The sequence below is a fragment of the Frateuria sp. sgz306004 genome, assembly GCF_057750885.1.
The window spans coordinates 309,692-335,759 of sequence record NZ_JBYLFE010000004.1; the positions used below are offsets into that span (position 1 = coordinate 309,692).

The following is a 26,068-nucleotide window of genomic DNA, read 5'->3' on the forward strand; positions in this document are numbered from 1 at the left end:
CCCGCGGCTCTCAACCGCCGAAGGGCTGGTCAAGCGGGCATGACGGGCAGGTACTTGTTCAGACTTTCCCTAGAGGCTATCAATGACTTTGCGCAGTCTGGCTTGCACGCCTTCGGCGGCCGATTTCAGCTGCGGATTGTCAATGGCCCGCATTGAGGCAACCGGATCGATGGCGGCAACCTCGGTCTTTCCGTCGCCCACATCCTGGACCACGACATTACACGGAAGCATTGTGCCAACCTTGTCCTCGATCGTTAGCGCTTCGTATGCGAGCCTGGGATTGCATGCACCAAGAATACGATAGCTACGAAAATCCACATCGATCTTTTTCTTGAACGTTTCTTTGACATCAATATCCGAGATGATGCCGAAGCCCTCGCTTCTTAGCGATTCGATGGTGCGCTCAACCGCCTCATTGAAGCTCATAGCCAAGGTTTTCGCGAAGTAGTACTTCATCTTTGCCTCCTTTGGCGATTGCCTTGCCCTACGCGATCACCGTGGTTACCCGCCCCGCTGGGCGACCGCAAGTCCACAGCCTTTGATCCTTTGAAAAACCTGCTGTGTTTCGACGAATAATGCCCCGCATCGAGGGAGGAGACATGGCGCCATTGCCCTCCCCCGTCTCCGACATGGACCAGCACGTAAGCGGCAACCACGACAAAGGGCGATCCGCCAGTGGAGATCGCAGGCCAGGATGTCACGGCGTCCGGGTTTGTTCGTGGGCGCTCCTTTGACCACTAAGGCTTTGGCTGCGGTGTCGTGGCCACGCTGGGCGGCAGAATCGGCAAAGTAACGACCGGCTGCTGACCCGTAAGTGCATTCAAAAAGTCCTCGATCTTGCCGACCTCGTCGTCAGACAACGTCGCCCCCAGTTGGCTGCTTCCCATCACGGCGATGGCCTGCCGCAGATCCCAAACCTTTCCCGAATGAAAATAGGGTGCCGTCAGCGCGATGTTTCGCAGCGGCGGCACGCGGAACACGTACTCATCGCTGGCTGTCTTGGTCACCGCAAAGCGCCCTTTGTCGCCAGGTGGCAGGATTTGCGCCCCTGGCCGCTCCACGACGCCAAAGGGAGCGTACTTGTCGCCGCCGACATTGATGCCGTTGTGGCAGCCGGCACATCCCTTGGTAATGAAAAGCGATAGTCCCTCCTTCTGCGTCGCATCGAGTGCTTTCTCATCACCCCGCAGATAACGATCGAACGGAGCATTGGGCGTAATCAGCGTAGCCTCGAACACCGCGATGGCCCTCCTCACGTTGTCGAATGAGATGGGGTCGCTGGTGCCGGGAAAGGCTTTGGCGAACAACGCCTGGTAGCCCGGAATACCCTTGAGCTGCTCCACAACGTGGGATTCGGTCGTGTCCATCTCAACTGGATTCACCAGCGGACCGCCCGCCTGCTGCTCAAGGTCCTTGGCACGTCCGTCCCAGAACGGGGCGACGTCGAATACGGCGTTGTAGACCGTCGGAGCGTTACGACCACCATGTTGCCAGCGATGGCCCAGCGAGGTCTCCTGCAGATCGACCCCGCCCATGCCGATCACATGGCAAGAGTTGCAGCTGATGGCATGGCTCTCGGACAGCCGGGGATCGAAATACAGCGTTTTGCCCAGCGCCAACTTGGCAGGCGACGCTGGATTGTCCGGAAGGCTGGGCGCACTGGTGGGAATCGGCTTGAACAAGCCTTGCGCCTGTTTCATCAAGGCCGTCTGAGACCAAGCCTGACTGGCCAGCAGGAGACCAAGGGTGGTTAAGGACATGGCGGACCTGAGGCGCATTTGCGTTCTCCTCATTGGGCACTGCGTGGTCGATCGTGCTGGCGCTGATTCGTGGGCAGGCGTTTTGATCAGGGCCCCTCCACACTCGACGAAGCATGCTGTCGCCGAACCGATGCAATGTTGATCAAAATCAACATTGCATATTCATCTGCTCATTGCGGGCCACCGCATACGCCAACGTCTATTTCGCGCAGGCGAAGAGCGCGACGGGCACTCATGCGGCGATTTGACAAGGTCAACCCAGACAGCTCGAGAGCGAAACCAGATTTCCTGGTCACGCCGTCATAGCTGTCAGGTTGCATCCGCGCCATACGCAGCGAAGATGGCTTTGAACTGACTTTGCGACATACCCGTGCCGCGCGGGGGTGAATCAGCCAGGCAGGCAGCAAGCCGTTCATGACGCCCAGATTGATTCAGCTCAAGTCGGCCCTTCGCTCTAGGGCGCCTAATAGAAAATGGCATCTACAGGCGTATCTTCACTTCCATAAAGCCTGGCGCCGGGAAGTATCGAAGCACGGTGACGTGGAGTGGCATCATGAAAGTTGCAGACCCGCCGCCTCGCGATCTTGGCCTAAGCCAGGCGGAGGCTAAGGCAAGACTGGATCAGTACGGCCCAAACACCCTGCCCGGCAGCAAGCCGAAATCGCTGTGGCTGATCGCGCGCGACGTGCTAATCGAGCCGATGTTCCTGATGTTGCTCATCGCGGCAGGTCTTTATCTGGTGCTCGGAGATCTTGCCGAGGCGATGTTCCTGTTGATGTCCGTGCTGTTGGTCATTGGCATCACGCTGATGCAGGAGCGCAAGACGCAGCGGGCACTGGAAGCGCTACGCGACCTGTCGGCGCCACAGGCGCGCGTCATTCGCGATGGCCATGAAACCCGCATCCCATCCGCCGATGTGGTCGTGGACGACCTGCTTTCGCTGCGCGAGGGCGATCGCATTGCCGCCGATGCGACGCTGGTCAGCGGTCACCTGGAGGCGGATGAGTCCTTGATGACCGGAGAATCGTTGCCCGTTCGCAAAGTTCCCGAACCCGGCGAAAGCGGCGTCTTTGCTGGCACGGTGGTAACGAAAGGTCGTGGCCTGGCGCGGGTCACCGCGATAGCCACCGCCACGGCACTTGGTCGCATCGGGCAGGCCCTGGTCTCGACGATAGAGGTAACCTCGGGGCTCCAGCGCGCTTCACGGCGCCTCATACGGCTGTTTGCGATGGCAGCCATGGCCTGTTCCGTCGGTCTCTGGTTGATGAACTGGCTATGGCGCCGGCAGGACCTAGTGGACAGCTTGCTGTCGGGCATCGCCTTGGCCATGGCAATACTGCCCGAGGAATTTCCCGTCATCATGACTGTGTTCCTTGCGCTCGGCGCGTGGCGCATTGCCAAGCAAAAAGTGCTGACACGCCGCATCTCGGCCGTCGAAGCCTTGGGCGCCATCACCGTTCTTGCGGTGGACAAGACCGGCACCTTGACACAGAACCGGATGCGGGTCGCCGAGTTATACGCTGATCGGCAAAGCCTTCGTGCCGATGCGCCAGGCCTGCCGCCCGAGTTTCATACACTCATGCGGTTTGCGCTGCTGGCGACCCCCATCGACTCAAGCGATCCGATGGAGCAGGCCATTCGCTCGTTCGGTGCCGAACGGCTCGAAGCGAGCGCCTATGCACTGACGAAAGCCGTGCCAGTCAAGGAATACGGCCTGGACCCTGAGCTTCTCGCCATGACGCGCGCGTTCCACGAAACGTCAGCTGGGTCGTTCCTGCTCAGCGCCAAGGGAGCGCCCGAGGCGATCTTCGAACTCTGCCACCTGGCGACTGCCGAGCAAAACGCACTGAGCGACCAGGTGCACGGCATGGCGAACCGCGGCCTGCGTGTCATCGGCGTCGGGGCCGGAACCTGCGGCGATGGCGATTGGCCGGCGACCCAGCGTGGCTTCCGTTACCGCTTCATTGGGCTGGTCGGGCTGATTGATCCACCCCGTCCCGAGGCTGCCGCCGCTATCGCCGAATGTCACAGCGCGGGCATCCGGGTCATCATGATGACCGGCGATCATCAAGCCACCGCACGCGCCATCGCTGCCCAGGTCAAATTGAGCTCTGCACCCGAGCTGATCACTGGCGCGGAAGTCGAAGCGCTAAGTGATGAGCAACTCGGCGAACGGTTACGCCATGTCGATGTCTGCGCGCGTGTGCAGCCGGCCCAGAAACTGCGATTGGTGAAGACTCTTCAGCAACAGGGCGAGGTTGTCGGCATGACCGGGGACGGGGTCAACGATGCGCCCGCGTTGAAAGCAGCGAATGTCGGTGTCGCCATGGGCGAGCGGGGTACCGACGTGGCGCGCGAGGCGGCGGCCTTGGTTTTGCTCGACGACAACTTCGCCAGCCTGGTCGTGGCAGTTCGCCAAGGAAGAAGAATCTACGACAACATCACTAAGGCGACCCGCTTTGTCGTGGCGGTGCACATTCCAATCGTGGCGCTCGCCCTGGTGCCCAGCCTGCTGCAATGGCCGAATCTGCTGATGCCGGTGCAAATCGTGCTGCTGCAGCTACTAATCGATCCGGCCTGCTCCATCGTCTTTGCATCGGCAAAGGTCTCGCCTACGATCATGCTGCGTCCACCGCGGCCCATCGGCGAATCGCCTTTTCGTGGCATCAACCTGGGCTTTGGCATCGCGCAGGGCATTGGCCCTGCTGCTATCTTGCTACTTGGCTACGGGTTCGGGCTGGAGCGTGGCATGAGTGCCGAGCAAGGGCGTGCGGCCGTTTTCGCCGGCCTGTTGGTGTCAGTGTTCCTGTTGACGCTTGCCAACCACGATCTCAACCGTGCCTTGTGGCGGGGAAAACTGGCCGACAACCCTTGGCTCCTGCGCATGCTCGGCGGCGTCGCCTTGATGCTCGCCAGCACCATAAGTATTCCGGCTCTACGTACCATGCTGGGCTTTGGTACCCCAACTATCACCACCCTGCTTTTCGCGTCATCCATCATGATGACATGCATCATTTGGCTGGAGTCCGTACGCTACCTAACGCGCCATGCCAGGCTGGCCATCATCGAATGAGAGTTGCAAGGTCCCCCTCAATGCGTTGGCGTCGATCGGAATCGCCGGTTGACATTGTGAGTTTCGTGACTGCGAACCTAGGGCCATCAGTGGGCCATAGTCAGTGGCCAGAACGTTTCCGCGATCGAAGATAGATTGCGGATTCCGACGTTGCCAGAACAGCATTCCTGGATCGGCTGAACACGGCGCTGGTATTGGCAACCGTTTACCCGGACAAGCCAACGGCAGTCTCCTTCACGGTGTGGACATTTCCAGTAGGTTAATGCCCCTCCATGACGGGCGATCCGGCCCGCTGATCATGCAGCGGCAGGCGCGGCGCAGGCGCGCCATAGGCGCGATAACGCGTCCTAATCGCTTAGATCGCCTATTAACACGTCTCGCGCAAACTAGAGTCAGGTGTAGAGGCCAGTCGCCGGCCCGCCTAGGACCGAGTTGGCACGCCATCCACTGGCTCGAGCGAGCTCGGGGCGCTTCGGCACCCCGAGCCACCTTTTTTCATAATGCTGGTGAGTGCGCCACCCAGCCGATTGATGAGAGAGCCCTTATTGGCGCTCAGGTCTCAATTTAGATGTCCAACCCTTCGCTGGTGCGGCGCCCCTCCCTCGCGACCCTAATCTCCCCACCAAATTTCCAGGGCCCGTGTCGAGGCGCGCAAAGCGTCCCTATAACGTTGCACTCGCCTAAGGTTTCGGATTTCACGAACGCCTCCCCATTGTGCATCGAGTGCTGCAAACGGCTCCATGGGAAGCCCCTCGGGCCGGGGCGGCCTACGTGATGCAGGCATGACATAACGCGCCGTCATCCAGAACGCAGCGCGTCGCCAGGCCGGAGGCCCTAAAGCCCGAACCTGCTCCCATGGGGATATTTGCAACGGTTCGGTACGTCGCGCGGGAACCCCGACGAAAGGCGAAAGTTCTGCTGGAAAGCCGATACTCGCAAACGGAGGGTGCTCAGGCAGTTTCCCGAGGTTGACCACTGCGCGCATTAGCATCGCCCTGGCCATGCTCGGTGACCCTCGCCACCCGCATGGCCAAGTGGTCGTTCCTTCCAGAGCGCCACGCATGGCGCTGGCAAAACGAGTGACCGTACGGACTAGGTCACGCCCTTCAGCCGTCGGCGGCCAAGTCAGCATGCGATTCGAAAATGGATCTGCAGGCGGCACTCCAGAAGGCGCCCAATGAAGGGGCTGTCGATGAGAAGGGCATTCCAATGTGAACACACCCATCCACGCGCGCCTAAACGAGGGCGGATGCCCTGCCTTGGCGTCTTCACGCCAACACGATGGGCAATAGGCTCGCCGCTGATCCTCCTGCAACAACATCGGATGGTCCGCCATGCGGTGTCTGTATAGCTCTCGTGGTGCAATGCCAATCGCGCGAGCCAAAATGCAGATCTCTCGAGCGCCGACTCCATCCAGGCCGATGTCTTCGCCAGGCAAGTGTGTGGCTCGGCGCCATACTCTCCGGCGCAAAGTGTGCCCCTCTGAGCCGTAGCACTGACAAGCGCGCTCCGTAATGGAATGCAGTGTTTCATCATGCGTAGGTCCATGCACCCACCATCGTTCGTCCTGCTCTACGGATGTCTGCTTAGCCATATGCAGTCTCCGTCACGACGGTGTCATTGGCGAGATCCGGAAATTCGTTGACGGCACGCTCCAAAAGTGTGTGTGTAATTCGCTCGCTTCCTGATAGAACGGCAAGGGCTGCCGCATTGGAAATGAGAGTCACGATCGCATCGGTCTGTCCTGCCGTAAGCTTGACAATCAACTTCATCGTTCCATCCGAATGAAGTCTCGAGGGAAGCCTAAGCGGCAGGCTTGATTCCAAGGCCGCAAGAAAGTTGGCGAGATAGTCATCCGCCTCCCACCGTGGTAGGTGCCTTAGGCCAAGGCGTGCGCTGAGATGCTCATCCATTTTGATAGCGATTTCCGCCTCCTCGGATCCAGCCAACACCACCACGATGCGAAGTTCGTTCATCAGAAAGCGAAGCGATTCAAGCGTTGCCCTCTGCTGTGGTCGCGTCCCGTTGAGTACGTCTTGGATCTCATCAACTAGAAGAAGCATCAAGCCGCACGCGCGCGCTGTCATCAAGACCAATTGCTCTCGCTCTCTGCTGGTATAACCTGCAGCATTGGGGAGTCCAAAGGCCGTGAGCATACGGATGTAAAGGCCCCTGCCCTCTCGAACACCACACATGGAGAAAAGTAAGGCGCGCCGTTTCGCAACTGCTCCGCGGCTTGCGGGAACCTGCGGGTATCGATCACGCAACTGCTCGAGAAGGTCTGTTTTTCCAGCGCCCGGCGCACCAACAATGATGAGACCGGCGGTTCGTGTTCGGGGCGGACGGAACATGAGATAGTCGACGTACTTGAAGATGGCGTTGAGACGCTCATGAGCGATAAAGCGTCGCCCCAGAATGTCGCGCACCCGAAGTTCCGCCGGCAATTCGAGCGCTTCGATTGCCTCAGGTAGGAGGTGGCTATAGCTCGTTGTCATTAGGGCAGCCTCTTGATCGTCACGCTAGACGGGGCCAACGGCACGACCGCGTTGCCACCTCCCATGCCCGTAACCACGTTGCCGGGCTGTTCACGCTTTGGCACTTTGGGCTTCGCTGCTAGACGGCGCTGCTCGGCGCGTGTAGCGGAGGCCGCCATACGCTCCAGTCGTGCGGTAGCTTCAAAGCCAGCATCGCGTAGAGCGTCAATGCGCTCGCGCTCCGCTTCATTCAGCTTGGCTAGGCGCGGCTGCCCGGCCGCAGGGCCAGCGATCGCCAGGGCCTCGATCGTGTGGTGGTCGGGCGTACGCACCCAGATGCGCGACAACTCCCGCGGATCATAATGAACCTGGACTACTTGCTCAGGGTGCATCCAGCAGGTGAGTGACTCGGCCCAGTATCGGCTCTGCTTAAATTGAATGCCGCTACGCTGTAGCCGACGCATAACAAAGGGGAGGAATGCCAGGCGAAATTCCTCCGGGCGCGCCACCACAGGAGGTAGAAAGACCTCTCCCGCATCAGTGCGCCAGGCTCGCTCCCATGCGACCAATGGCGGCACGCCGAGCATGCGATGGGTACGCACATGGTAGACACGAGATATCGCTTGAACCAGCCATGCATGCATCTCCCACAGAGTCATGGTTGCTTTTCGCTCGCTGGGATAGTCCTGTTTGCTCTTGACGTTCGAAAATGTGGTTCCTGGCACCGCATGAGCCAACCTCATCAAGGTACCGATAAGACGCTCTATATGCCCGCCATAATGCGGTTCGCCCAACGGACGCGTTCGAAGCGTGATTCCATGTTCTTCACAGCCGCGCCGAATAGCGTCGCTAATCAAGTCCTTGCCGTTATCGACCAGGATTTCTTTCATTTTCCCAAACATGGGCCACAGGCCTGGCTCGCGAGCATCCTCCGGCTTGGGCAGGACAGCATGGGAAATACACAAGCCCACCGCCACGGATGACGGCGCATCCATCGACAAATAGAAGCCGAGCACGACGCGAGTATTCACATCCATGGCAACTGTCAGCCAAGGGCGGCCCAGCACTTCGGCGCGATCGTCACTGAGGACCATGGCGTCGAGGCGCGTGTGATCGATTTGTACAAGCGCCAAGGGGGTGTCCACAGACAACTGACCGACACGCGGTTTCCAGCGCTGACGCGCCTGTTTTCCGCCCAATCGACGCAGGTCATTGTCATAGCCTTGGCCGCTTTCTATGCGACGCCGGACAGCGCCTCGCGACGGGGGTGGATAGTTGAGACGACGACAAATGGATTTCGCACGCTCAACAATCTCGGATTCACTGTGACGTTCTCGTCGCAAGTAATACTTTTGTATCACGTGCGAAACGACCGCTTCGACGGCGGGACTTAAAAGGTAGGAAGCGTTTGGACGTCCACTCTTTCGCTTGGCTAACGCTGATGTTCGTGGGTTTATCCGAAAGCGGGCACTCAATCGCTGGACTTGACGCACGCTGATGTAGTGCTTCGCTGCGATCTGACGCAATAGTTCGCCAGGAATTCTTGGGAACTCTGCCAATTGCCGGACATCGTCAGCAATGGCCAGGATGCGCTGCCATTCAACGGGCGATATCGATTGCACATCTCGTGTTGGTTCGGTCGCAGGCAGAGGCTTTAATGCAGCGATGGGCACAAGACTTATTGCACCAGTCGCCTCAGTTCGCACACTGACCGTGCTGCCGGAGACAATGCCGTCGATTTGAACGATTTGTTTATCGAAAACCCACCGCGATCCCGGCTCAAAAGCGGCGTGCTCGCGCTGTATGCTTGAACGGTTTTTCATGTTCCCTCCAAAATATTCGAGGTGCAGTGGATCGTCCCCGCGCCGACAAGGGCACGAAGAGACTTGACTTCAATAAAGGAAGGGAATAGAACTGAGGTCGTACAGGAACAAACTGTCGCCTCTAAGAGCCTCGCATCGCCATGCGGGGTTTCTTTTTTCTAGTCCCAGGATTAGTGCATAGGCATTCCTCCCATTGCTGTTCGTGCGGATATGGGAATGTGGGGTCCAGGCCGTACTGATGCCGCGCGCATTCGATCTGCGTGGCCGTGGCAACTGCACGGGGCGTCGTCTCGCCTAGGCGAGGTGAGCTCTGCCATGACCAGCTAGCAGCCCATGCTTCACTTCGCGGCGCATCAGGCCGAAACGATGTCGTCGCCCTGCAGACAGGCCGAGGCTAAGTCAGTCAACTGTTCGTTCACTTGCGATAGTGACGACCTTGCAATCTGTACTGCGGTCTCAACCAATCCAAAAAGATCAGTCAGTCTCTCTCCGGCGCGCCGCCGGCTGTCAGAGTGAGCCCGGGCCCAGTCACGAAAGACTCCTCCCCAAGCCTGGAGCAGTGCTCTGTCGCTCCGGCTCAAGAGGCGAATGTTTCCTAACTACGCCAGTTAGGCCATGATTGTCCAGCCCCAAAAAACCCATGCAGGCTGTTGTTTTTTTGAACGAATGTCGTAGATGAGCATCTATGGCGCCCAGGATGCATATATAGGGTGTCAAAGATGCACATATCGGGCGTCAAAGATGCTCATTTCATGCAACCGATTTGTGCATGCAGTTCGACTTGCAATTGTGCGGCGTCTCGATGCCGTCAGTGCGTGGGCGATCTAGCGAAAGTCAGCCTTGTTTTTGCGCTCAACCGGAAATGTGTACCTGATGAGCCAAGTAGGCGTTTGCAAAAATCGTCGAAATGATCGGCATTTAGCGAATGGAGGTTCAACAGGAGGGCACGCTGCCGGTAATCTGTACCTCATGCACCACCGAAAATGCAGTTGCTCGATCGAGGGTTGGATATGGGTACGTCACCTGTCTCAATTAGCGAAGAAGTTCTGCGTCTCGCCGAGCTGAGCTTGGCGGAAGGTGAAAGCCTTTCGCAGTTTGCGGAAGTCGCCATCCTTCAGAGGGTCGAGCGTCTTCAGTATCGGCGCGAATTTCTCGCCCAAAAAGAGTCAAACAGCGAAAACGCAAATCGAACTGGACAGTTCCGCGACGCCCAAGAGGTCCTGTCGAGGCTTGAGCGCGCGCTGCAATCGGCGATTGATCGGCGCAAACCGTAACTCCGGATATCCGCTTACGTATGCATGCATACACACGGCTGAAGAGTTGCCCTGCGTGGTTATGAGTCATAAAGAAGCAGACCAATCTGCCGATACCCATGCTTCTCATTTCATATAAGACCTGCACATGCTTCAGTCGCCGCATGTTGAGCCGATCATTATCCAGGCGGAGAAATCGCCATGGGTGAAGCCAAGCGGCGACACGATGCCGCCCAGCAAGGCACCAAGGTGGGTGCGCATCATGTCGTGATCATCGAATGGCTACCGGCCGACGAGCGCCAAACCGGAACGGATCTCGCGAACGTCATTCGACCTTGGCACAAGTGCGGTGTGACTCATCGCCCCTGCCATTGCGCCGCTGAAGTACTCGCCGCCCTTTACGACACACTGGAAGACCTCAAAACCATGGGGCAAGTGCCCATCGTGCACATCGAAGCCCATGGTATTGCACCGGCCGATGATGATAACGACGGTATTGCCGGTCCCGACGGCAATGGCGGTACCAAGTGCCTATATTGGAAGCAGCTCGCACCGCTCCTGGGCGAAATCAACCTGCATGCCCGCTTTCGCATCCTGCTGGTGGGCGCGGCCTGCCATGGGATCAACGCCTTGGATTCCATTGAAATCACCTCGCGACACGCGCCATTTACAGCGCTAATCGGGTTTGACGGCAAGGTGAAAGTAAGGGGCCTGTACGAATGTATGTCCGCGCTCTATTGGCAATTATTGAATGGTGGACACGGCAATTTACCCCAGGCGGTCGAAGTCGCAAACCGGGAACTGAGCACCTCAGTCGGGGAGGAATTGAAGCTCACAACGTGCCGCAGCTTCTTCCTCGCGGCGGTGGTCGGCTACCTGAGAACCGAATTGGAACCAGCCTACCGTGCGAAAGAGAACGAGCGCCTACGCCTGTTGATGCTGGGACAAGGCAAGTCCCTTTCAGCGTCGGACGTAGATCGAATGTTCCGTCAAGCGATGCGGCAGCGACTGCGCGAAATCGTCAAGATCTACTTTGCTTATGACGCCTTACCGGAAAACCGCCAGCGCTTCCCGGTCAATGTCGGTCGCATCATTCACGAGCAAGAACAGCTGTACGCCCAGATAAAGCGGGGCACCTAACCCGAGCAGCGTCCATGTCCGCTTATTTGGTCATTTTTTTCGCATGTCCCGCTAATTGGGTCATTACCCTCCCATCAGAGCTACGGCGATCGAGAGAGATGTCGCGTAACTCACTGGTTTAACTAACGAAAGTTAATGCGACAGAATTAGTGGGACTGCGACAATCGTGTCGCGCGTTTTCACGCAAGGCCTGCGGGTCTGTCGCGCACCCATAGTTAATCTGATCGAGCACCCCCAAGAGGAACTATCCATGCAGATCGACCTGAGCAGCAGGACCGCCATTGTCACAGGCTCGACAGCGGGTATCGGACTCGCCATCGCAAAAGGCCTCGCCGCCACCGGTGCCCGGGTCGTTGTCACAGGCCGAACCCAGCAACGCGTGGACGACGCGATCGCCACCATCACCAAGGATGTGCTCCACGCGAAGGTGTCTGGTGTTGCCGGTGACCTAGGGACAAGCAAGGGTACGCAGGAGCTTATCGAGGCAGTGCCCGCAACGGACATTCTGGTCAACAACCTGGGCATTTTCGAACCAAAGGCCTTCTTTGATATTCCTGATGAAGATTGGTTTCGATTCTTTGAAGTGAACGTCTTGAGCGGCATTCGCCTCGCAAGGCACTACGCGCCGGGAATGGCCAAACGTGGCTGGGGCCGAATTCAGTTTCTCTCTAGCGAATCGGGTGTGCAGATCCCTGCGGAAATGGTTCATTACGGAACGACAAAGACTGCACAGCTCGCCGTGTCGCGCGGTCTCGCCGAATCTCTGGCCGGGACAGGCGTCACCGTCAATGCCATCCTGCCCGGCCCCACAAGATCCGAAGGTGTTGGCGATTTTTTTGGAAAGATCGCTGCTGAAAAGGGTATCTCGCAGGCTGACGTCGAACGTGATTTCATTGCCACTCACCGCCCTACTTCGCTGATTCAGCGCCTGGCAACAGTGGATGAGGTTGCCAATCTGAGCGTCTACCTCGCGTCGGATCAGGCTTCGGCCACCACCGGCGCGGCCGTTCGGGTGGACGGTGGCGTGGTGCGCTCCATTATCTGAATAGCCGCCGGAACGCTCACTACTCTTGGATCGCGAACCCCTAACAGGACCTCATACTCCTGTTCGAGCTCCTTTGCTCGGGAGCGAGGAATGCAGCGAAAGCGTCCGTCGGCGCGCCCATGACTTATTGCCCACGCGCTTCGCACGCGGCCCATTTTAGGGTGTACCAGCGGCAGACTATCCGGGCCTTGGGGGGTATATGAACAAGTGGCTGACGGCGACCGGCTTGATCGCAGGATTGCTGGCGTCCCTGCCATTGCCTGCAAGTCACGACGCCGTGACCTGCAAGCCGGGCATGAAGATATCGGAAGAACGCTTCCTGCCCATTGACGGGATCGAGCAGTGGGTGACCATTCACGGCGCGAACTGCGGCAACCCAGTTGTCCTGATGGTACATGGCGGCCCCGGCAATCCATCAACGCCTTTTGCTGAAAACATCTACGGCTCGTGGGAGAAGGATTTCACACTTGTGCAGTGGGATCAGCGCGGCAGCGGCAAAACGTTCGGGAAAAACCCAGACCCAGCCACGCAGCCACTCACCATGGACCTAATGGCACGGGGTGGCGTAGAAGTTGCCGCTTATGCGTCACGCCACCTGGGCAAGCGGCAAGTGATTTTGTTCGGCGGCTCCTGGGGGTCTGCCCTGGCAGTCAACATGCTGAAATTGAAGCCCGAACTGTTCTCTGCCTACGAGGGCACGTCGCAGTTGGTCGAGTATCGAGCGAATCAGGAAGCCACATACAAACGCACCCTGGAGTTGACACGTGCAGCAGCTGACAAAGAGGCGACGGCTGCGCTTGAGTCCCTTGGTGCACCGCCCTGGGCAAACCCGCGCGCCTTCGGCATCGTACGGCGCATCACCCGCCGTTACGAGGCGAAAGCCACCCAGCCCGCGCCGGAGGCCTGGTGGAAGTATCCACCGCAATATGAGACCGATGCCTACCACGCGGCCTATACCGCCGGAGAGGATTACTCGTACCTGCGATTCGTTGGCTCAAAGGGTGATGGCATGCTCTCCCGTATTGACCTGCCTGGCCTTGGCACGACCTTCCCCATGCCCATCTACATCATTCAGGGCAAAGAAGACCTGCTAACCATGCCGAGCGTGACCAAGGCGTACTTCGACCGTATCCAAGCGCCAGCCAAACAATACATTCTGCTCGACGAGGTCGGCCACGACCCCAACCAACGCATGGTCGATGCACAGTTCCGAGTGATGAAGACGCAGATTGCACCGCTGATTCAGGAATAGCAGGCAATCCAACGATTGCCTGGTGAGCCCGTCGCAGATCATGACCCCACAGGCCAATGCCGTACCTTCTGCGATGCCTCGCCGCCTCCGTGGGTAGTTGGTGGCAAATCAGCATGTCTCCTCCACAGTCGATCCATCGACCAGGGCGTCATCAACAACGTAGGACGGAATCCGGCCATTCGAGACGAAAATCGCGCGGGGCACGGATCCAGGCACGCGTCTCTTTTCCCGACAGATCACGGAATCAAGAGTCCCCAGTGAACATATTGAATCTGCATGCAGTGTTTTTAACGGCGGGAATACGGCATGGCGAAGTCCGCGACAGGACGCCGGGAACGTTTGCCCCGACTTGAGCGCACGCCAGACAAGAGCGCGCTGGCGCAACCATCGGCTCCCATAGCGAAACCAAAGGTCGCGACTCGACGCAGCCCTGTGTAACAAACAGGCTTATCCACTGAGGCGGGATAGATTGGATGGTGCTCCGAATTCCAAAGAAGCCTTCTCCATTCATTGAAATCAGCCATATGCTCGCTCGGAAAACACCAGGCGCATGGCCCGATGACCGAGGGATCCAAATCGAAGCGATCAACGTATAGACCACAATCACCGGATACTCTCCATGCCGCCCAAGACCCGCCGGCCAATTTGCTCAACCCCTCACACCGGGGCGCCAGCGAACCACGCTTCGTTCTGGGCTAACGGCCAAAATGCACGAATCTGCGGGACGGCATTACCACCCGACAAACTTGCCGACGCCGGGTTGCTCCAAGAGGCCCGTGAGTTACCGCTCCCGAGCGTCTATCGCTATCCAAGGAGCAGCTATCAGCAACACCAGTTGGTGCGACCAACCAGTGAGAGCACCACGTCGCGAACACCGACAAGTGACCCATGGTCCTCGTCGCGCACTGCCGCGCGGCGCGGAGTTCTTCTAGCGAATAATGACCATGGGGTACGCATTCCGTGACCTCGGTGCGTTTGATTCTTGGCGATCAGCTTAACCCGATGCATACCTGGTTCGAGAGCGTCCGAGACGACGTCGTCTACGTCATGATGGAGGTTCGCCAAGAGACCGACTACGTCCTGCATCACGCGCAAAAGATCATTGCGATCTTCGCTGCCATGCGATGCTTTGCGAAGCAACTTAGTGCACGTGGTCATCGTGTCCACTACCTCGCCATTGACGATCCTGACAACAAGCCTTGCCTCACTGACAATCTCGACACCGTTCTGGCGCAGCACAAGGCCTCGCGTTTCGAATATCAGGCGCCCGACGAATGGCGTATTGACCAACAGCTCCACGCCTACGCCGAAGGCCTGCCCATCGGCTGCAGCATGGTCGACAGCGAACACTTCTACACAACTCGCAGCGAGGCTCGACAGCATTTCGGTCAACGCAAACGCTGGCTTATGGAGTCGTTCTACCGCGCCATGCGCCGTAAACACTCGGTATTGATGGAGCCTGACGGCAGACCCGTCGGCACCAGATGGAACTATGACCACTATAACCGCAAGGCATGGCGCGGTGAACCGAGTGAGCCTCGCGACCCCCGCCCACTCCATGACCACAGCGAACTGTGGCAGGTGATCCAACGCAGCGACATACAGAGCTTCGGCGACCCACACGCGGCCAACTTTCCATGGCCTCAGGACCGTATGGAGGCGCTGCAACAGATGGATCGCTTCATTACCGAGGCGCTTCCGTATTTCGGCACCTATCAAGATGCGATGAGCAGCCAGGCCTCGAGGCTTTTTCATTCGCTGCTGTCATTCGCACTCAACACCAAGATGCTGTCGCCTCGCGAAGTCGTCCAGCATGCTGAGCAAGCCTGGCGTGAGGGTCGAGTGTCACTGGAATCAGCGGAAGGATTCATTCGACAAATTCTAGGGTGGAGAGAGTACGTTAGGGGCGTCTATTGGGCGCAGATGCCTGGATACGACCGCGTCAATGTCTTTGGCCACAACGGGCATCTACCCGCCTGGTTTTGGCATGGACGAACGCGAATGAGCTGCATGAACCAAGCGATTACTCAGTCGTTACACCACGCCCACGCCCATCACATCCAGCGTCTGATGATCATAGGCAATTTCGCCTTGCTGGCAGGGCTCGATCCTTGGCAGGTACATCAGTGGTACCTGGGCGTCTATATTGACGCCTTTGAATGGGTCGAGCTGCCAAACACGGTGGGAATGAGCCAGTTCGCTGATGGCGGTCTTTTAGCCACTAAACCCTATGTCTCCGGTGGCGCCTATATCCAACGAATGAGCGACTATTGCTTGCGCTGCCCCTACGACCCCAAACAACGTACCGGTGCGCGCGCATGCCCCTTCTCCGCGCTCTATTGGCATTTCCTGGGCCGGCATCGCAAATTGCTTGGAAGCAACCCCCGATTAGCCATGGCCTACCAACAACTGGACCGAATGCAGCCGGAGATGAGGTCCGCACTTTCGACGAATGCAAAGACCTTGCTGGCCAATCTGGACAACATCTGATCAAAGGCTTCGCCGAAGGCTGGGTTGCCAGTGGCTCCTCGTTAATCTCGGCGGGAAGGCAGCAGAGCCAGGAATTCAGACCTGAGTGATGCATCCTGAAGAAATGAACCACGCATCACGCTGTTCATCATGCGGGCCTCGTCATCCTTCACTCCGCGCCATCGCATGCAGTAATGATCAGCCTCCATCACCACAGCCAATCCTTGAGGCTTAAGACGATCCTCAAGCAGGTTAGCGACCTGAACCACCGCCTCCTCCTGGATCTGAGGGCGCGACATAATCCATTGCACCAGTCGGGAGTACTTTGAAAGGCCTATAAGATTCGAATCCTTTTGCGGGAGAACACCGATCCACACTCGCCCCATGATCGGGCACAGATGGTGGGAGCACGCACTGCGCACACGCAAGGGGCCAACCACCATCAACTCGTTTAGCTGCTCAGCGTTCGGAAACTCCGTTACCTTGGGCGCAGGATCATATCTACCCGCGAACACCTCACTGATGTACATCTTGGCCAGGCGCTCGGCCGTTTCTCGCGTGTTGTGATCGCTATCGATATCGATGACCAGTGCTTCGAGAACACCCCTCATTTTCTCAGCCACTTCCTGCCGGAGAAGATCCATCTCCCCAGCCTCTATGAACGCGGCGATATTGTCGTTTGCGTGAAAACGATCGCCGCCGCGAAGAATTCGGCTACGAATCTTCCGTGAAATGGAGACGTCTGCGTTTGCGAGATGGCGCGCTGCCAGTGCCCCAACCTTCTGATCCATGTATCAACTCCAGTAGTGAAAACGAGGCCTTGGGCCCGAAGCATCTAAGCTCTCGGCTAGTGCCCCACCCAGGACGCTTTACATGACGCGCCGCGACCCATACAGCTCTCGATAGCTATACGCTGTAGGGCGGCGGTTGGATGCCATGAATGAGCCAAACCGCCACGCCCGGACCTTTACACGGGCAATCCGGCGGCATCGAAGTCAGAACATTGCGCGAGCGCGCCGATAAGGCAGTCCTCGCCTCCTTCGCCCAGGCGCGCTCCGCATATGGCCTTTAGGCGGCAGTGCGAATTCTGATTGACGCTTTTGGCTCCGTAACGCACAGCTTGGGCCGCCATCAAACTATCTCGCTCCACCCTCTCAATGTGATCGCACCATCGTGAACGCATCCGCGTTCTTGCCCAGCAACTCGGCTGGCCCCATGACCGCTTTGTGATCGGCGCAGACGTGGCTTTCCGCGGGAAAGAAATAGCCGTGGCTGAGTGATACGCCACAGCGCCCCAGGCCAGCCTCGGGGTTGATGCGATCCGGAACGAAATAGATACAGTTTTCACATATCGCCATGCTGACCACCCAATGACGGCAGGTGCGACGCAATAAGTCGCGCAATGGCGTATTTCAAGGATAAGGCGCTGGCCAGAAGCGTATCCACAGCCGTCGACGCACTCGGTTAAACAGAAAATAAATCGCCACCAAAGACCCTCTTGCCAGCCTTCTCAGACTGATTATCTTTTCGCCCCGCCGATCGCCACGGGTTCGGCAGTCGCCGCACCAAGCGGCGCGGTGACAGTCCACTTCCATGTTGCTTTCATGAGGATATGGCCATGCGCACTGTGCTCGATTTTTCACCCCTTCATCGGTCAAGCATTGGTTTCGACCGAGTGTTTGATCTGCTTGAGACAGCCGCACGAACTCAGCAGCCCGACCATTGGCCGCCGTTTGATTCGGTGAAGATCAGTGATGATCAGTATCGAATCACCATGGCTGTCGCCGGCTTCACTCGCGATGACCTTGAGATTCAGCTGCAGAACAACCTGCTCACTGTCGCGGGCGAACGCAAAATCGACCATGCCGGTGAAGTTCTTCATCGAGGAATCGCGAACCGACCGTTCGCACGTCGCTTCGAGCTCGCCGAGCATATGCAGGTCGTGAGTGCGGACCTACGCGACGGCCTATTGATCATCGACCTCAAGCGAGAACTTCCGGAGGCGTTGAAGCCGCGCACAATCCCGATTGGAAGCAGTGACCGGCAGGCGTGTGAGACACGACTTCTGCAAAGCCAAGCGGCTTAAACCTATTCGGGCTTGATTGCGGTTCCCCCTCTTTCCGCGAGTGGTTTTGGCGGCGACTCACTGTCGCCGCCCTTTTTATGGGCCGCGCAGACGCAGCATGGGCTGAGTTCCACGTGGACGGCCGTCCGACGCCCCTCAGGTGACAGCTGCGGCCATTGACGCACAACGCCGCGCCTATCGCGCCGGACCGTCATCGCCTCTTATAGACGAGTCGTCTTCGCGAGCGCGCCCCTAGTCACCAACCCCTCCCTGGAGACAGTCGCCCCGACAGGGATCCGTCACGCTCCTCATGACGGGAGATCGCGCCTCCGTTGCGCCACATCAATATCACGCAGAGCCCGCAGTTTATTGATGAGATCCCCACTGATGCCATGGCAGTCTCAGGGCAGATCAAGATGAACAATGACGCCTCCTCGCGGAACGCTGCCGTGCTTGAGGAAGTCACGGACCTCTTGCGGGAGCTACACCCGGACGAAGCGTCCATGCCGGTGGCCCGCATCGATGCCCACATGGATCGCGAACTCGGCCTGGACAGCCTCTCCCGCATGGAGCTGCTCGCCCGGCTCGAAAAGCGGCTGCATGTCACCTTCCCCGAACGATTGGCGGCGGAAGCGCAAACCCCAGGGGACTTGGTCAGGGCACTTTCCGCCTTGCGCGCCCCAACCACCCTTGCGACCCCGGGGTTCGTCGTTGAACCCACGGACCGCGACATTCCCGTTCCTCACGACGCATCGACATTGCCCGACGTGCTCGCATGGCATGCCCAAAAGCACCCCGGCCGAACGCACGTCCATTTTGCCGGTGGCGACGTCGATGGCATCGAGCTTACGTATGCACAGCTATACACGGCCGCATGCGAAACCGCGGGTGGCCTGCAACATGCGGGCTTGCGCGCCGGGGAGGCCGTGGCACTGATGTTTCCCACGGAACCCGATCTGTTGATCGCCTTCTTTGGGGTGATGCTGGCAGGCGGCGTGCCGGTGCCGCTATACCCTCCCATGCGAGCCAACGAACTGGGGGAGTATTGGCGGCGACAAGGGGGCATTCTTCGCAATTGCGATGCGCGCCTGATGATCGTCGCCTCGATCTTGTTTGAGCACCGCCACGCCATGGGCGCCTTGGCCGGCGGCGTGGAACGTCTCTGGACGGTTGGCGCCTTGCGCGATACAGGGGCACCGCTTCAACCGATGTCTCATCGCGGAGATGACCTCGCCATGCTCCAGTACACCTCTGGAAGCACGGCCGACCCCAAGGGCGTCATGCTCAGCCACGACAATTTGCTCGCCAATATCCGGATCATGGGGCGACTGGTCGACGCCTCGGCGAAAGACACGTTCGTGAGCTGGTTGCCGCTCTACCACGACATGGGTTTGATTGGCGCGTGGCTGGGCAGCCTGTACTTTGGCATTCCATTGGTTTTGATGCCGCCCCAGTCGTTTCTTCTGCATCCCGATGAGTGGCCGCGCGCACTGCATCGCTTCCGTGCCACCCTTTCGGCGGCACCCAACTTTGCCTATGAGCTGTGCATGCATCGCATCGAGCAGACAGCGCTCGAAGGGCTGGACCTCAGCCATCTGCGCGTATGCTTCTGCGGGGCGGAGCCGGTGTTTCCTGAGACCATGGAGCGATTTATCGCTCGGCTTGCGCCCCAGGGCTTTTCACCCGGGGCGCTGCTTCCGGTGTATGGCCTGGCGGAAAACAGTCTCGGCCTCACCTTCCCTCCCCCGGGTCGAGGCGTGAAAGTACTGAGGGTGGATCAGGAGCGTTTTCTTCGCCTGGGCCAAGCCATCGTCACCAAGGAATCCACCGAACCCTCGCTGGCTTTCGTCTCTTGCGGTGCGCCGCTGCCACAGCACGAGCTACGCATCGTGGATGAGCGCGATCGTACGGTTCCCGAAGGCCAACAGGGCCGTATCCAGTTTCAAGGGCCATGCGCCACCAAGGGCTACTTCCACAACCCCGTGCTGACGCGGGAGCTGTTTCACGGGCCGTGGCTCGACACGGGCGACCTTGGCTTTCTCCTCGCGGGCGAGTTGTATCTCACCGGCCGCGTCAAAGACGTGATCATCCGCGCGGGCCAGCATCTTCACCCCCAAAGCATCGAACAGGCGGTCGGCAACGTGCCCGGCATACGGCGTGGCCGCGTGGCCGCCTTCGGCTCGCGCAGCCAGGGCACGGAGCGGCTGATCGTGGTCGCCGAAACGCGCCAGTCGGACCCAGCGCTCCGCGACGCGCTTCGAGATGCCGTCAATGCGGCGGTGCAGGCCAGCGCGGGCGCGCCCGCCGATGATGTCGTGCTGGCCGCACCCGGCACGGTTCTCAAAACCTCCAGCGGCAAGTTGCGACGTTCCGCCTGCCAGGCCGCCTACGAAAGTGGCCGACTGGAGATACCGGATCGACTGCGCCTATTGAAAGCGCTCGTTCGCGCCCAGCGCGACCGACTCCGCCGCACAACTCATCGCCTAGGCTTCCGCTGTTACGGGATATACGCCTGGGTCCTCCTTTGCCTGGCCGCACCCTTGCTGCTTGCTGGCTTGGCGCTCCCTCTCTCCTTCGCCACGCGCTGGCGTCTCGTGCGGCGATCACTGCGTGCACTGAGCCGTGCCGCAGGCATCCCCGTGAAGGTCAACATGGTGGCGGAGCCGCCGCCGCAGCCCTGCATTTTCGTATGCAATCACGCCAGCTACGTGGATGCCCTGGCCCTGCTTTGCGCGCTGCCGCGGCCCGTGACCTTCCTGGCCAAGCAGGAGCTGGCCAACCAGCCCGTGCTGGGCTGGGTACTGAACCGCCTTGGCGTAACGTTCGTGGCGCGATCGGATATCCAGGCGAGCACGCGGGCCGTTGATAACGTGCAGCACGGGCAACGCGATGTGCTGTTCTTTCCTGAAGGAACCTTCCGGTGCATGCCTGGACTGCTGCATTTTCGACTGGGCGCCTTTCTCTCGGCGGCGCGAGCAAACCTTGCCATCGTACCGGTGGCGCTCAACGGAACCCGGACGGTACTTCCAGACGGGGAATGGCTCCCTCGACCGTCCCCCATTACGGTAACCATCGCCAACGCTGTGCTTCCTCAAGCCTCAAGCGACCACTGGCATGAGGCCTTAAGGCTTGCTTCCCTAGTTCGCGCCCGCCTGCTCGAGCACTGCGGCGAACCGGACGCTGGCGATGTGCGCCTGGAGATGCCCACCTCCTGATCCGGGTGACCGTTGAGCCCCCCCCTACGTGCCTACTGCTCCGATTTACTGAGTCATATCAATGCCCAACAAAGCATCAGGATGTTTGATGCCACCACCCACAGGGAGTGTCATGTCATACGCTCCCCGCGCACCCACCGCCGAGACGCTCCCCACGAACCGCAATAAGCGTCACCACCTGTGAAGCACTAAGGCCGCGCGCTCGCCCCAGGCTCCACACCCCAAGCCGTCAGCCAAAGCCGTCCATCAAGTGCCATGCCAGTAACCAACACCGCCATTGGCGCCATCTTCGATGAAATTGCGGATTGGCTGGAACTGGATCAAGCCAACCCGTTCCGCATTCGCGCCTATCGCAACGCCGCTCGTGTCATCGGCGCCTTGCCGCAACCCATCGGCGAGATGGCGCAGGATGTGAAGACACTCGATGCCCTGCCCGGCATCGGCAAGGATCTGGCGGAGAAAATTGGCGAGATTGTGCGCACCGGAACATGCGACCTACTACAGAAGCTACGCCACACCCATCCCCGCGGCCTACGTGAACTCTTGCGCATACCGGGCATTGGGCCCAAGAAGGCCGTTCGCCTGTACAAGGCCGGGGGCATCCGTTCGGCCCGGCAACTGGCCGATGCGGCGCGAGCGGGTCACATACATGCCATCGAGGGGTTCGGCGCGCGCAGTGAGTCGGCTCTGCTTCAAGCAGCATCGACCTATCTGTCCACCGAGCGACGCTGGAAGCTTATCGACGCCAGCCAGCAAGCAGAAGCGCTTGTGCAATACCTTGTCGCATCCGGTGAGACCAAAGCCGTCGCCGTTGCGGGAAGCTACCGCCGACAGCGAGAGACCGTGGGCGACCTGGACGTGCTGGCGACCGGCGATCGCCACGCGGCGATCATCCAGGCGTTTCTTGCATACCCCGATATAGGGCGGGTGCTGTCGAAGGGAACGACGCGATCGAGCGTTCTCTTGAAAATCGGTATGCAAGTTGACCTTCGCGTGGTCAAGGCCGAGTCGTTCGGTTCAGCCATGGTCTACTTCACGGGCTCCAAGTCGCACAATGTCGCCTTGCGGCGGCTCGCCCAGAAGCGAGGCCTGAAGATCAATGAGTACGGCGTCTATCGCGGCGACCAACGAATCGCCGGCACCACCGAGGCGTCGGTATACGCCACGCTCGACCTTCCCTTTATTCCGCCCGAGTTGCGGGAGAACCGAGGGGAACTGGAAGCCGCCGCCGAACAGCGACTGCCCGACCTGATCGGCATCGACGATCTGCGTGGCGACCTGCACGTTCACACCACGGCCACCGACGGCCGCGCAAGCCTGGAGGAAATGGCCCGCGCAGCGAAACAGGCGGGGCTGTCCTATATCGCCATTACCGACCACTCCAAGCATGTCACGGTCGCACATGGACTCGACGCCGACGACATCGCGCGACAGATCGATGAAATAGATCGTTTCAACGACCGGCAACACGACGTTGTCCTGCTGAAAGGTGTGGAGGTGGACATATTGGAAGACGGTTCGCTCGACCTGCCACCCTCCATTCTCCGCCGGCTGGACTTGGTCGTCGGGGCCGTACACAGTCAGTTCCGGTTGTCTCGCACACGCCAGACCGAACGCATCCTGCGAGCCATGGACCAGCCTTGCTTCAGCGTCCTAGCCCACCCTACCGGTCGCCTGCTCGAAGAGCGCGCTCCTTACGACGTCGACGTGGAGCGTTTGATTTCTCATGCCAAGGATCGCGGCTGCTTCCTGGAAATCAATGCACAGCCCGATCGTCTCGACCTGAATGACACGGCCTGTCGCCTCGCCAAGGATGCAGGCGTGCGATTGGCGATATCCAGCGACGCGCACGACGTCCATGGGTTTAACCATCTGCGCTTTGGCGTTGGTCAGGCCCGTCGCGGCTGGCTTGAGCGCGGTGATGTGATCAATACGCTGCCGTTGCGGCAACTCAGGACGGTGCTCAAGGCCACCATGGCGTAGCTCCTTCGCCGGCCACCCTGCCTTTACGCGCTTGCACGGACACGCACGCGACGAAACGCATCTATCCCGTCTGTCGATAGCGACGTGCTTGTTGATCCCCATCAACAACACCCATCGGCGTCGGCATAGCCTATTCACCCTCTGCAAGCAACCTGACAGGGAACCATTCACGAGGAGGCGTCATGAACTCCATCGCCAAAACCATCGAAATCAACGCTGCGTCGTCCAAGGGGTTGGAAGATGCGATCCAGGGCGGCTTGACCAGGGTATCCAAGACCATCGAGAACATTCAGGGCGCCTGGGTAAGCGACATTAAAGTGCGCACCTCGGCGAATGGCAGCATTACGGAATGGCGCGTCTGCCTGCGCATCACCTTCATTGTCGAGTGACTTTTTTTGCCGTAGGTCGCGCCACCCTCGACCACAAGCGAGGCTGGGGGAATTGGCGGTGACATCAGCCATGGCCAGCTCGACGAATGCGTGGTCATTAGTCGTCCTCTGCCGTGACGACCAAGCCGCCATGCCTCAAAGGCCGCCCCTTGCGAGGTCACGATGAATGCGCCGGACAGCATGCGGATCGCCCTGCCGAAACCGATACCGGCGAAGCACCCGGCCACTCTCCACGAGGCACTCGAACGGCGCCGAACCGAGCGCTCCATCGCCTCCGCGGCGCTGCCGTTGCAGACGATTTCGAATCTTCTCTGGTCAGCCTGCGGCATCAATCGGCGGCAAGGCCCTTTTGGCCTTAGCGGGCGAACGGCCGCTTCAGCCAGCAACTCACAGGAGGTGGACATCTATGTCCTCACTCCAGCCGGCGCATACCGCTTCAGTCCACTGGAGCACGAACTGATCGGCATCACCAAGGACGATCTACGGATCTACGCCATGTCGCCGGGTCAAGCCACTGAGGAGGCAAACGCAGCGCTCCATCTGGTGTACGTGGCTGATATCCACCGCTTGACCCATACCGCCGGCTTTCGCGAGCCCGGTCTGCAAGACCCGGAAACACAGGCATCTTATGTCTATGTCGACACAGGGATGATGGCTGCCCATGTTTATCTGTACTGCGCCACGGAACACCTTGCCTGCTGGTTCCACCACTGTGACAGGGAGGCACTGTGGGAGCGCTTAGGGCTCAACTGGGAACAGAAAGTGCTGTTTGCGCAGTCCGTCGGCTATCCCATGGGTGACGGCGAACTGAGTAAACAGGGGTGATACGCCTCAATCGAGTGGGTCGATGGCGCGGCTTTCATCCAGATGGAACACGGCGTCGAACTGCGCGGGCAGGCACGCACCGAAATAGTGGCTCTGCCGCTCGGTTTCCGGGCGATACAGGACACCAATGGCGCGCTCCAGCATGGGGTGTTCCAGCGCCTTGGCTACCGCGCCGTGCAACGGCAAATAGAAAGCCTCCAAGCCGGCGCGGTAGAACAGGTGCTCATAGCTCTCCGGTACCGACATGGTGACGGGTTGGGCCTCGGGCTCCTCGCCCCATGCATGGGCCGCCATGACCGTTCCCGTGCACGTGGTAAAGCCCAGCAGGAAGACCGAACCCTCCGGTGAAGCCTGACGCACGAGCTGACCAAGATTGTGCTCTCCAGCAAGTGACATTTCGGTGGCTCTTGCATCACCGATATGGGAGTTATGTGCCCAAACGATCATGCGCCCGGCCCGGCCCCTACCCTGAAGATGTCGCTGGAGCGCGAAGAGTGTCTGCGCCATGTGTGCATCCCTGAGGTTCCAGCTCTCTTCGCGCGCCCCGAACATGGCCCGGTAGTAGGACTCTGCATTGGCAACGACATGCGCGTTTCGCTCTGCGAAGAAGTAGGCATCCTGCGCATCTACGTCACCTGCTTGGCGATAGTCAGTCGAGCGCCTCACCAACTCAGCAAGCCGCTGGCGTACGGCGGCACTGCAATCAGGTCGCAAGCCCATCGCCACCTCGTACCCGTAGCGCTGGGGATCACGCACATGGTCAAGCGCGGCATATTGGCGGCGCGCAATGGCGGCCTGTTCGTAGTCCACACTTTCGAGATATTCGATCACCGCATCGGCCGAGCGATACAGGCTGTACATATCCAACCCGTAGAAGCCCGCTTGCGCGGTCGGAGCGCACGATGCGTTGTACGACCTCAGCCAGTCGACAAATTCCAGCACCACCGCATTTCGCCACATCCATCGCGGGAATCGCTGGAACTCGGCCAGGCTCGCGGCGGCATTTTCATCGTCACCTTGCCGTCGAGCATAACGGTTCAATCGGTAGCAGTCGGGCCAGTCACCCTCCACCGCAATGGCGTCGAATCCTTTGTCGGCGATGAGCCTGCGGCTGATATCGGCCCTCATCTGATAGAACTCGTGGGTTCCATGGGTAGCCTCGCCGATGAGCACCACCGCGCAACGCGCCGCCCTTTCCACGACGGCGTCATAGTCATCCGCGTCGCCATTCAACGGAACGGCCTGCGACCGGATGGCGTCCAACTGGCTTCGCTCGGTGATGGACATGGTCGCCACGCAGCG

Annotated in this window: 19 protein-coding genes; 11 read left to right on the forward strand and 8 right to left on the reverse strand. The window is 59.4% G+C overall.

What is annotated here, in order from left to right; translation table 11 throughout:
- Positions 1-69: 69 nt before the first annotated feature.
- Positions 70-456, reverse strand: coding sequence for a DUF302 domain-containing protein (locus AC3G2C_RS10460; protein ID WP_488384564.1), 387 nt, complete (start codon positions 454-456; stop codon positions 70-72).
- Between the two features lie 281 nt (positions 457-737).
- Entirely contained in the window at positions 738-1,778 is a 1,041-nt protein-coding gene (locus tag AC3G2C_RS10465; RefSeq protein ID WP_488384565.1) for a cytochrome-c peroxidase, read from the reverse strand.
- Between the two features lie 535 nt (positions 1,779-2,313).
- Here AC3G2C_RS10465 and AC3G2C_RS10470 point away from each other — a divergent pair.
- Positions 2,314-4,833: a cation-translocating P-type ATPase gene (locus tag AC3G2C_RS10470; RefSeq protein WP_488384566.1), complete on the forward strand. Its 2,520-nt coding sequence runs from the start codon at positions 2,314-2,316 to the stop codon at positions 4,831-4,833.
- A 610-nt stretch (positions 4,834-5,443) separates the two neighbouring features.
- Here AC3G2C_RS10470 and AC3G2C_RS10475 read toward each other — a convergent pair.
- Genes AC3G2C_RS10475 through AC3G2C_RS10485 form a run of 3 tightly spaced genes read right to left on the reverse strand, consistent with a single transcriptional unit; the run spans position 5,444 to position 9,130 of the window.
- The gene (locus AC3G2C_RS10475) at positions 5,444-6,427 is read right to left on the reverse strand and encodes a TniQ family protein (RefSeq protein ID WP_488384567.1); all 984 of its coding nucleotides are present in this window, start codon (positions 6,425-6,427) and stop codon (positions 5,444-5,446) included.
- Complete coding sequence (locus AC3G2C_RS10480; protein WP_488384568.1) at positions 6,420-7,328, reverse strand: TniB family NTP-binding protein; 909 nt, start codon at positions 7,326-7,328, stop codon at positions 6,420-6,422. The genes AC3G2C_RS10475 and AC3G2C_RS10480 overlap by 8 nt, the downstream gene beginning before the upstream one ends.
- Positions 7,328-9,130, reverse strand: a complete 1,803-nt coding sequence (locus AC3G2C_RS10485; RefSeq protein ID WP_488384569.1) for a transposase — start codon at positions 9,128-9,130, stop codon at positions 7,328-7,330. Before AC3G2C_RS10485 ends, AC3G2C_RS10480 begins: the two co-directional genes overlap by 1 nt.
- 983 nt (positions 9,131-10,113) lie before the next feature.
- On the opposite strand from AC3G2C_RS10485, the gene AC3G2C_RS10490 reads away from it, so the two are divergent.
- The 5 genes from AC3G2C_RS10490 to AC3G2C_RS10510 all read left to right on the forward strand — a co-directional run bounded on the left by AC3G2C_RS10490 (position 10,114) and on the right by AC3G2C_RS10510 (position 16,310).
- Positions 10,114-10,404, forward strand: coding sequence for a hypothetical protein (locus tag AC3G2C_RS10490; RefSeq protein WP_488384570.1), 291 nt, complete (start codon positions 10,114-10,116; stop codon positions 10,402-10,404).
- Between the two features lie 180 nt (positions 10,405-10,584).
- On the forward strand, positions 10,585-11,523 hold the full coding sequence (locus AC3G2C_RS10495; RefSeq protein ID WP_488384571.1) for a hypothetical protein: 939 nt from the start codon (positions 10,585-10,587) through the stop codon (positions 11,521-11,523).
- Positions 11,524-11,773: 250 nt separating this feature from the next.
- Entirely contained in the window at positions 11,774-12,568 is a 795-nt protein-coding gene (locus AC3G2C_RS10500; protein WP_488384572.1) for an SDR family NAD(P)-dependent oxidoreductase, read from the forward strand.
- Positions 12,569-12,767: 199 nt separating this feature from the next.
- A complete protein-coding gene (locus AC3G2C_RS10505) occupies positions 12,768-13,820 on the forward strand; it encodes an alpha/beta fold hydrolase (protein WP_488384573.1) in 1,053 nt (350 codons plus the stop codon).
- A 960-nt stretch (positions 13,821-14,780) separates the two neighbouring features.
- The gene (locus tag AC3G2C_RS10510) at positions 14,781-16,310 is read left to right on the forward strand and encodes a cryptochrome/photolyase family protein (protein ID WP_488384574.1); all 1,530 of its coding nucleotides are present in this window, start codon (positions 14,781-14,783) and stop codon (positions 16,308-16,310) included.
- A gap of 41 nt (positions 16,311-16,351) precedes the next feature.
- On the opposite strand, the gene folE is transcribed toward AC3G2C_RS10510, so the two are convergent.
- Both folE and AC3G2C_RS10520 read right to left on the reverse strand, forming a co-directional pair.
- A complete protein-coding gene (gene folE, locus AC3G2C_RS10515; RefSeq protein ID WP_488384575.1) occupies positions 16,352-17,080 on the reverse strand; it encodes a GTP cyclohydrolase I in 729 nt (242 codons plus the stop codon).
- Between the two features lie 363 nt (positions 17,081-17,443).
- Positions 17,444-17,692, reverse strand: a complete 249-nt coding sequence (locus tag AC3G2C_RS10520; protein ID WP_488384576.1) for a hypothetical protein — start codon at positions 17,690-17,692, stop codon at positions 17,444-17,446.
- Between the two features lie 215 nt (positions 17,693-17,907).
- On the opposite strand from AC3G2C_RS10520, the gene AC3G2C_RS10525 reads away from it, so the two are divergent.
- The 5 genes from AC3G2C_RS10525 to AC3G2C_RS10545 all read left to right on the forward strand — a co-directional run bounded on the left by AC3G2C_RS10525 (position 17,908) and on the right by AC3G2C_RS10545 (position 24,766).
- Positions 17,908-18,375: an Hsp20 family protein gene (locus tag AC3G2C_RS10525; protein ID WP_488384577.1), complete on the forward strand. Its 468-nt coding sequence runs from the start codon at positions 17,908-17,910 to the stop codon at positions 18,373-18,375.
- A gap of 395 nt (positions 18,376-18,770) precedes the next feature.
- Positions 18,771-21,569, forward strand: a complete 2,799-nt coding sequence (locus AC3G2C_RS10530; RefSeq protein WP_488384578.1) for an AMP-binding protein — start codon at positions 18,771-18,773, stop codon at positions 21,567-21,569.
- Positions 21,570-21,824: 255 nt separating this feature from the next.
- Positions 21,825-23,552 carry a DNA polymerase/3'-5' exonuclease PolX gene (gene polX, locus AC3G2C_RS10535; protein WP_488384579.1) on the forward strand — a complete coding sequence of 576 codons (1,728 nt, stop codon included), beginning with the start codon at positions 21,825-21,827 and terminating at the stop codon, positions 23,550-23,552.
- 182 nt (positions 23,553-23,734) lie between these two features.
- Positions 23,735-23,941, forward strand: a complete 207-nt coding sequence (locus tag AC3G2C_RS10540; RefSeq protein ID WP_488384580.1) for a dodecin family protein — start codon at positions 23,735-23,737, stop codon at positions 23,939-23,941.
- 162 nt (positions 23,942-24,103) lie between these two features.
- A complete protein-coding gene (locus AC3G2C_RS10545) occupies positions 24,104-24,766 on the forward strand; it encodes a nitroreductase family protein (protein WP_488384581.1) in 663 nt (220 codons plus the stop codon).
- 6 nt (positions 24,767-24,772) lie between these two features.
- Here the strand turns inward: AC3G2C_RS10545 and AC3G2C_RS10550 are convergent, their stop codons facing one another.
- Entirely contained in the window at positions 24,773-26,053 is a 1,281-nt protein-coding gene (locus tag AC3G2C_RS10550) for an erythromycin esterase family protein (RefSeq protein ID WP_488384582.1), read from the reverse strand.
- Between the last annotated feature and the right edge of the window lie 15 nt (positions 26,054-26,068).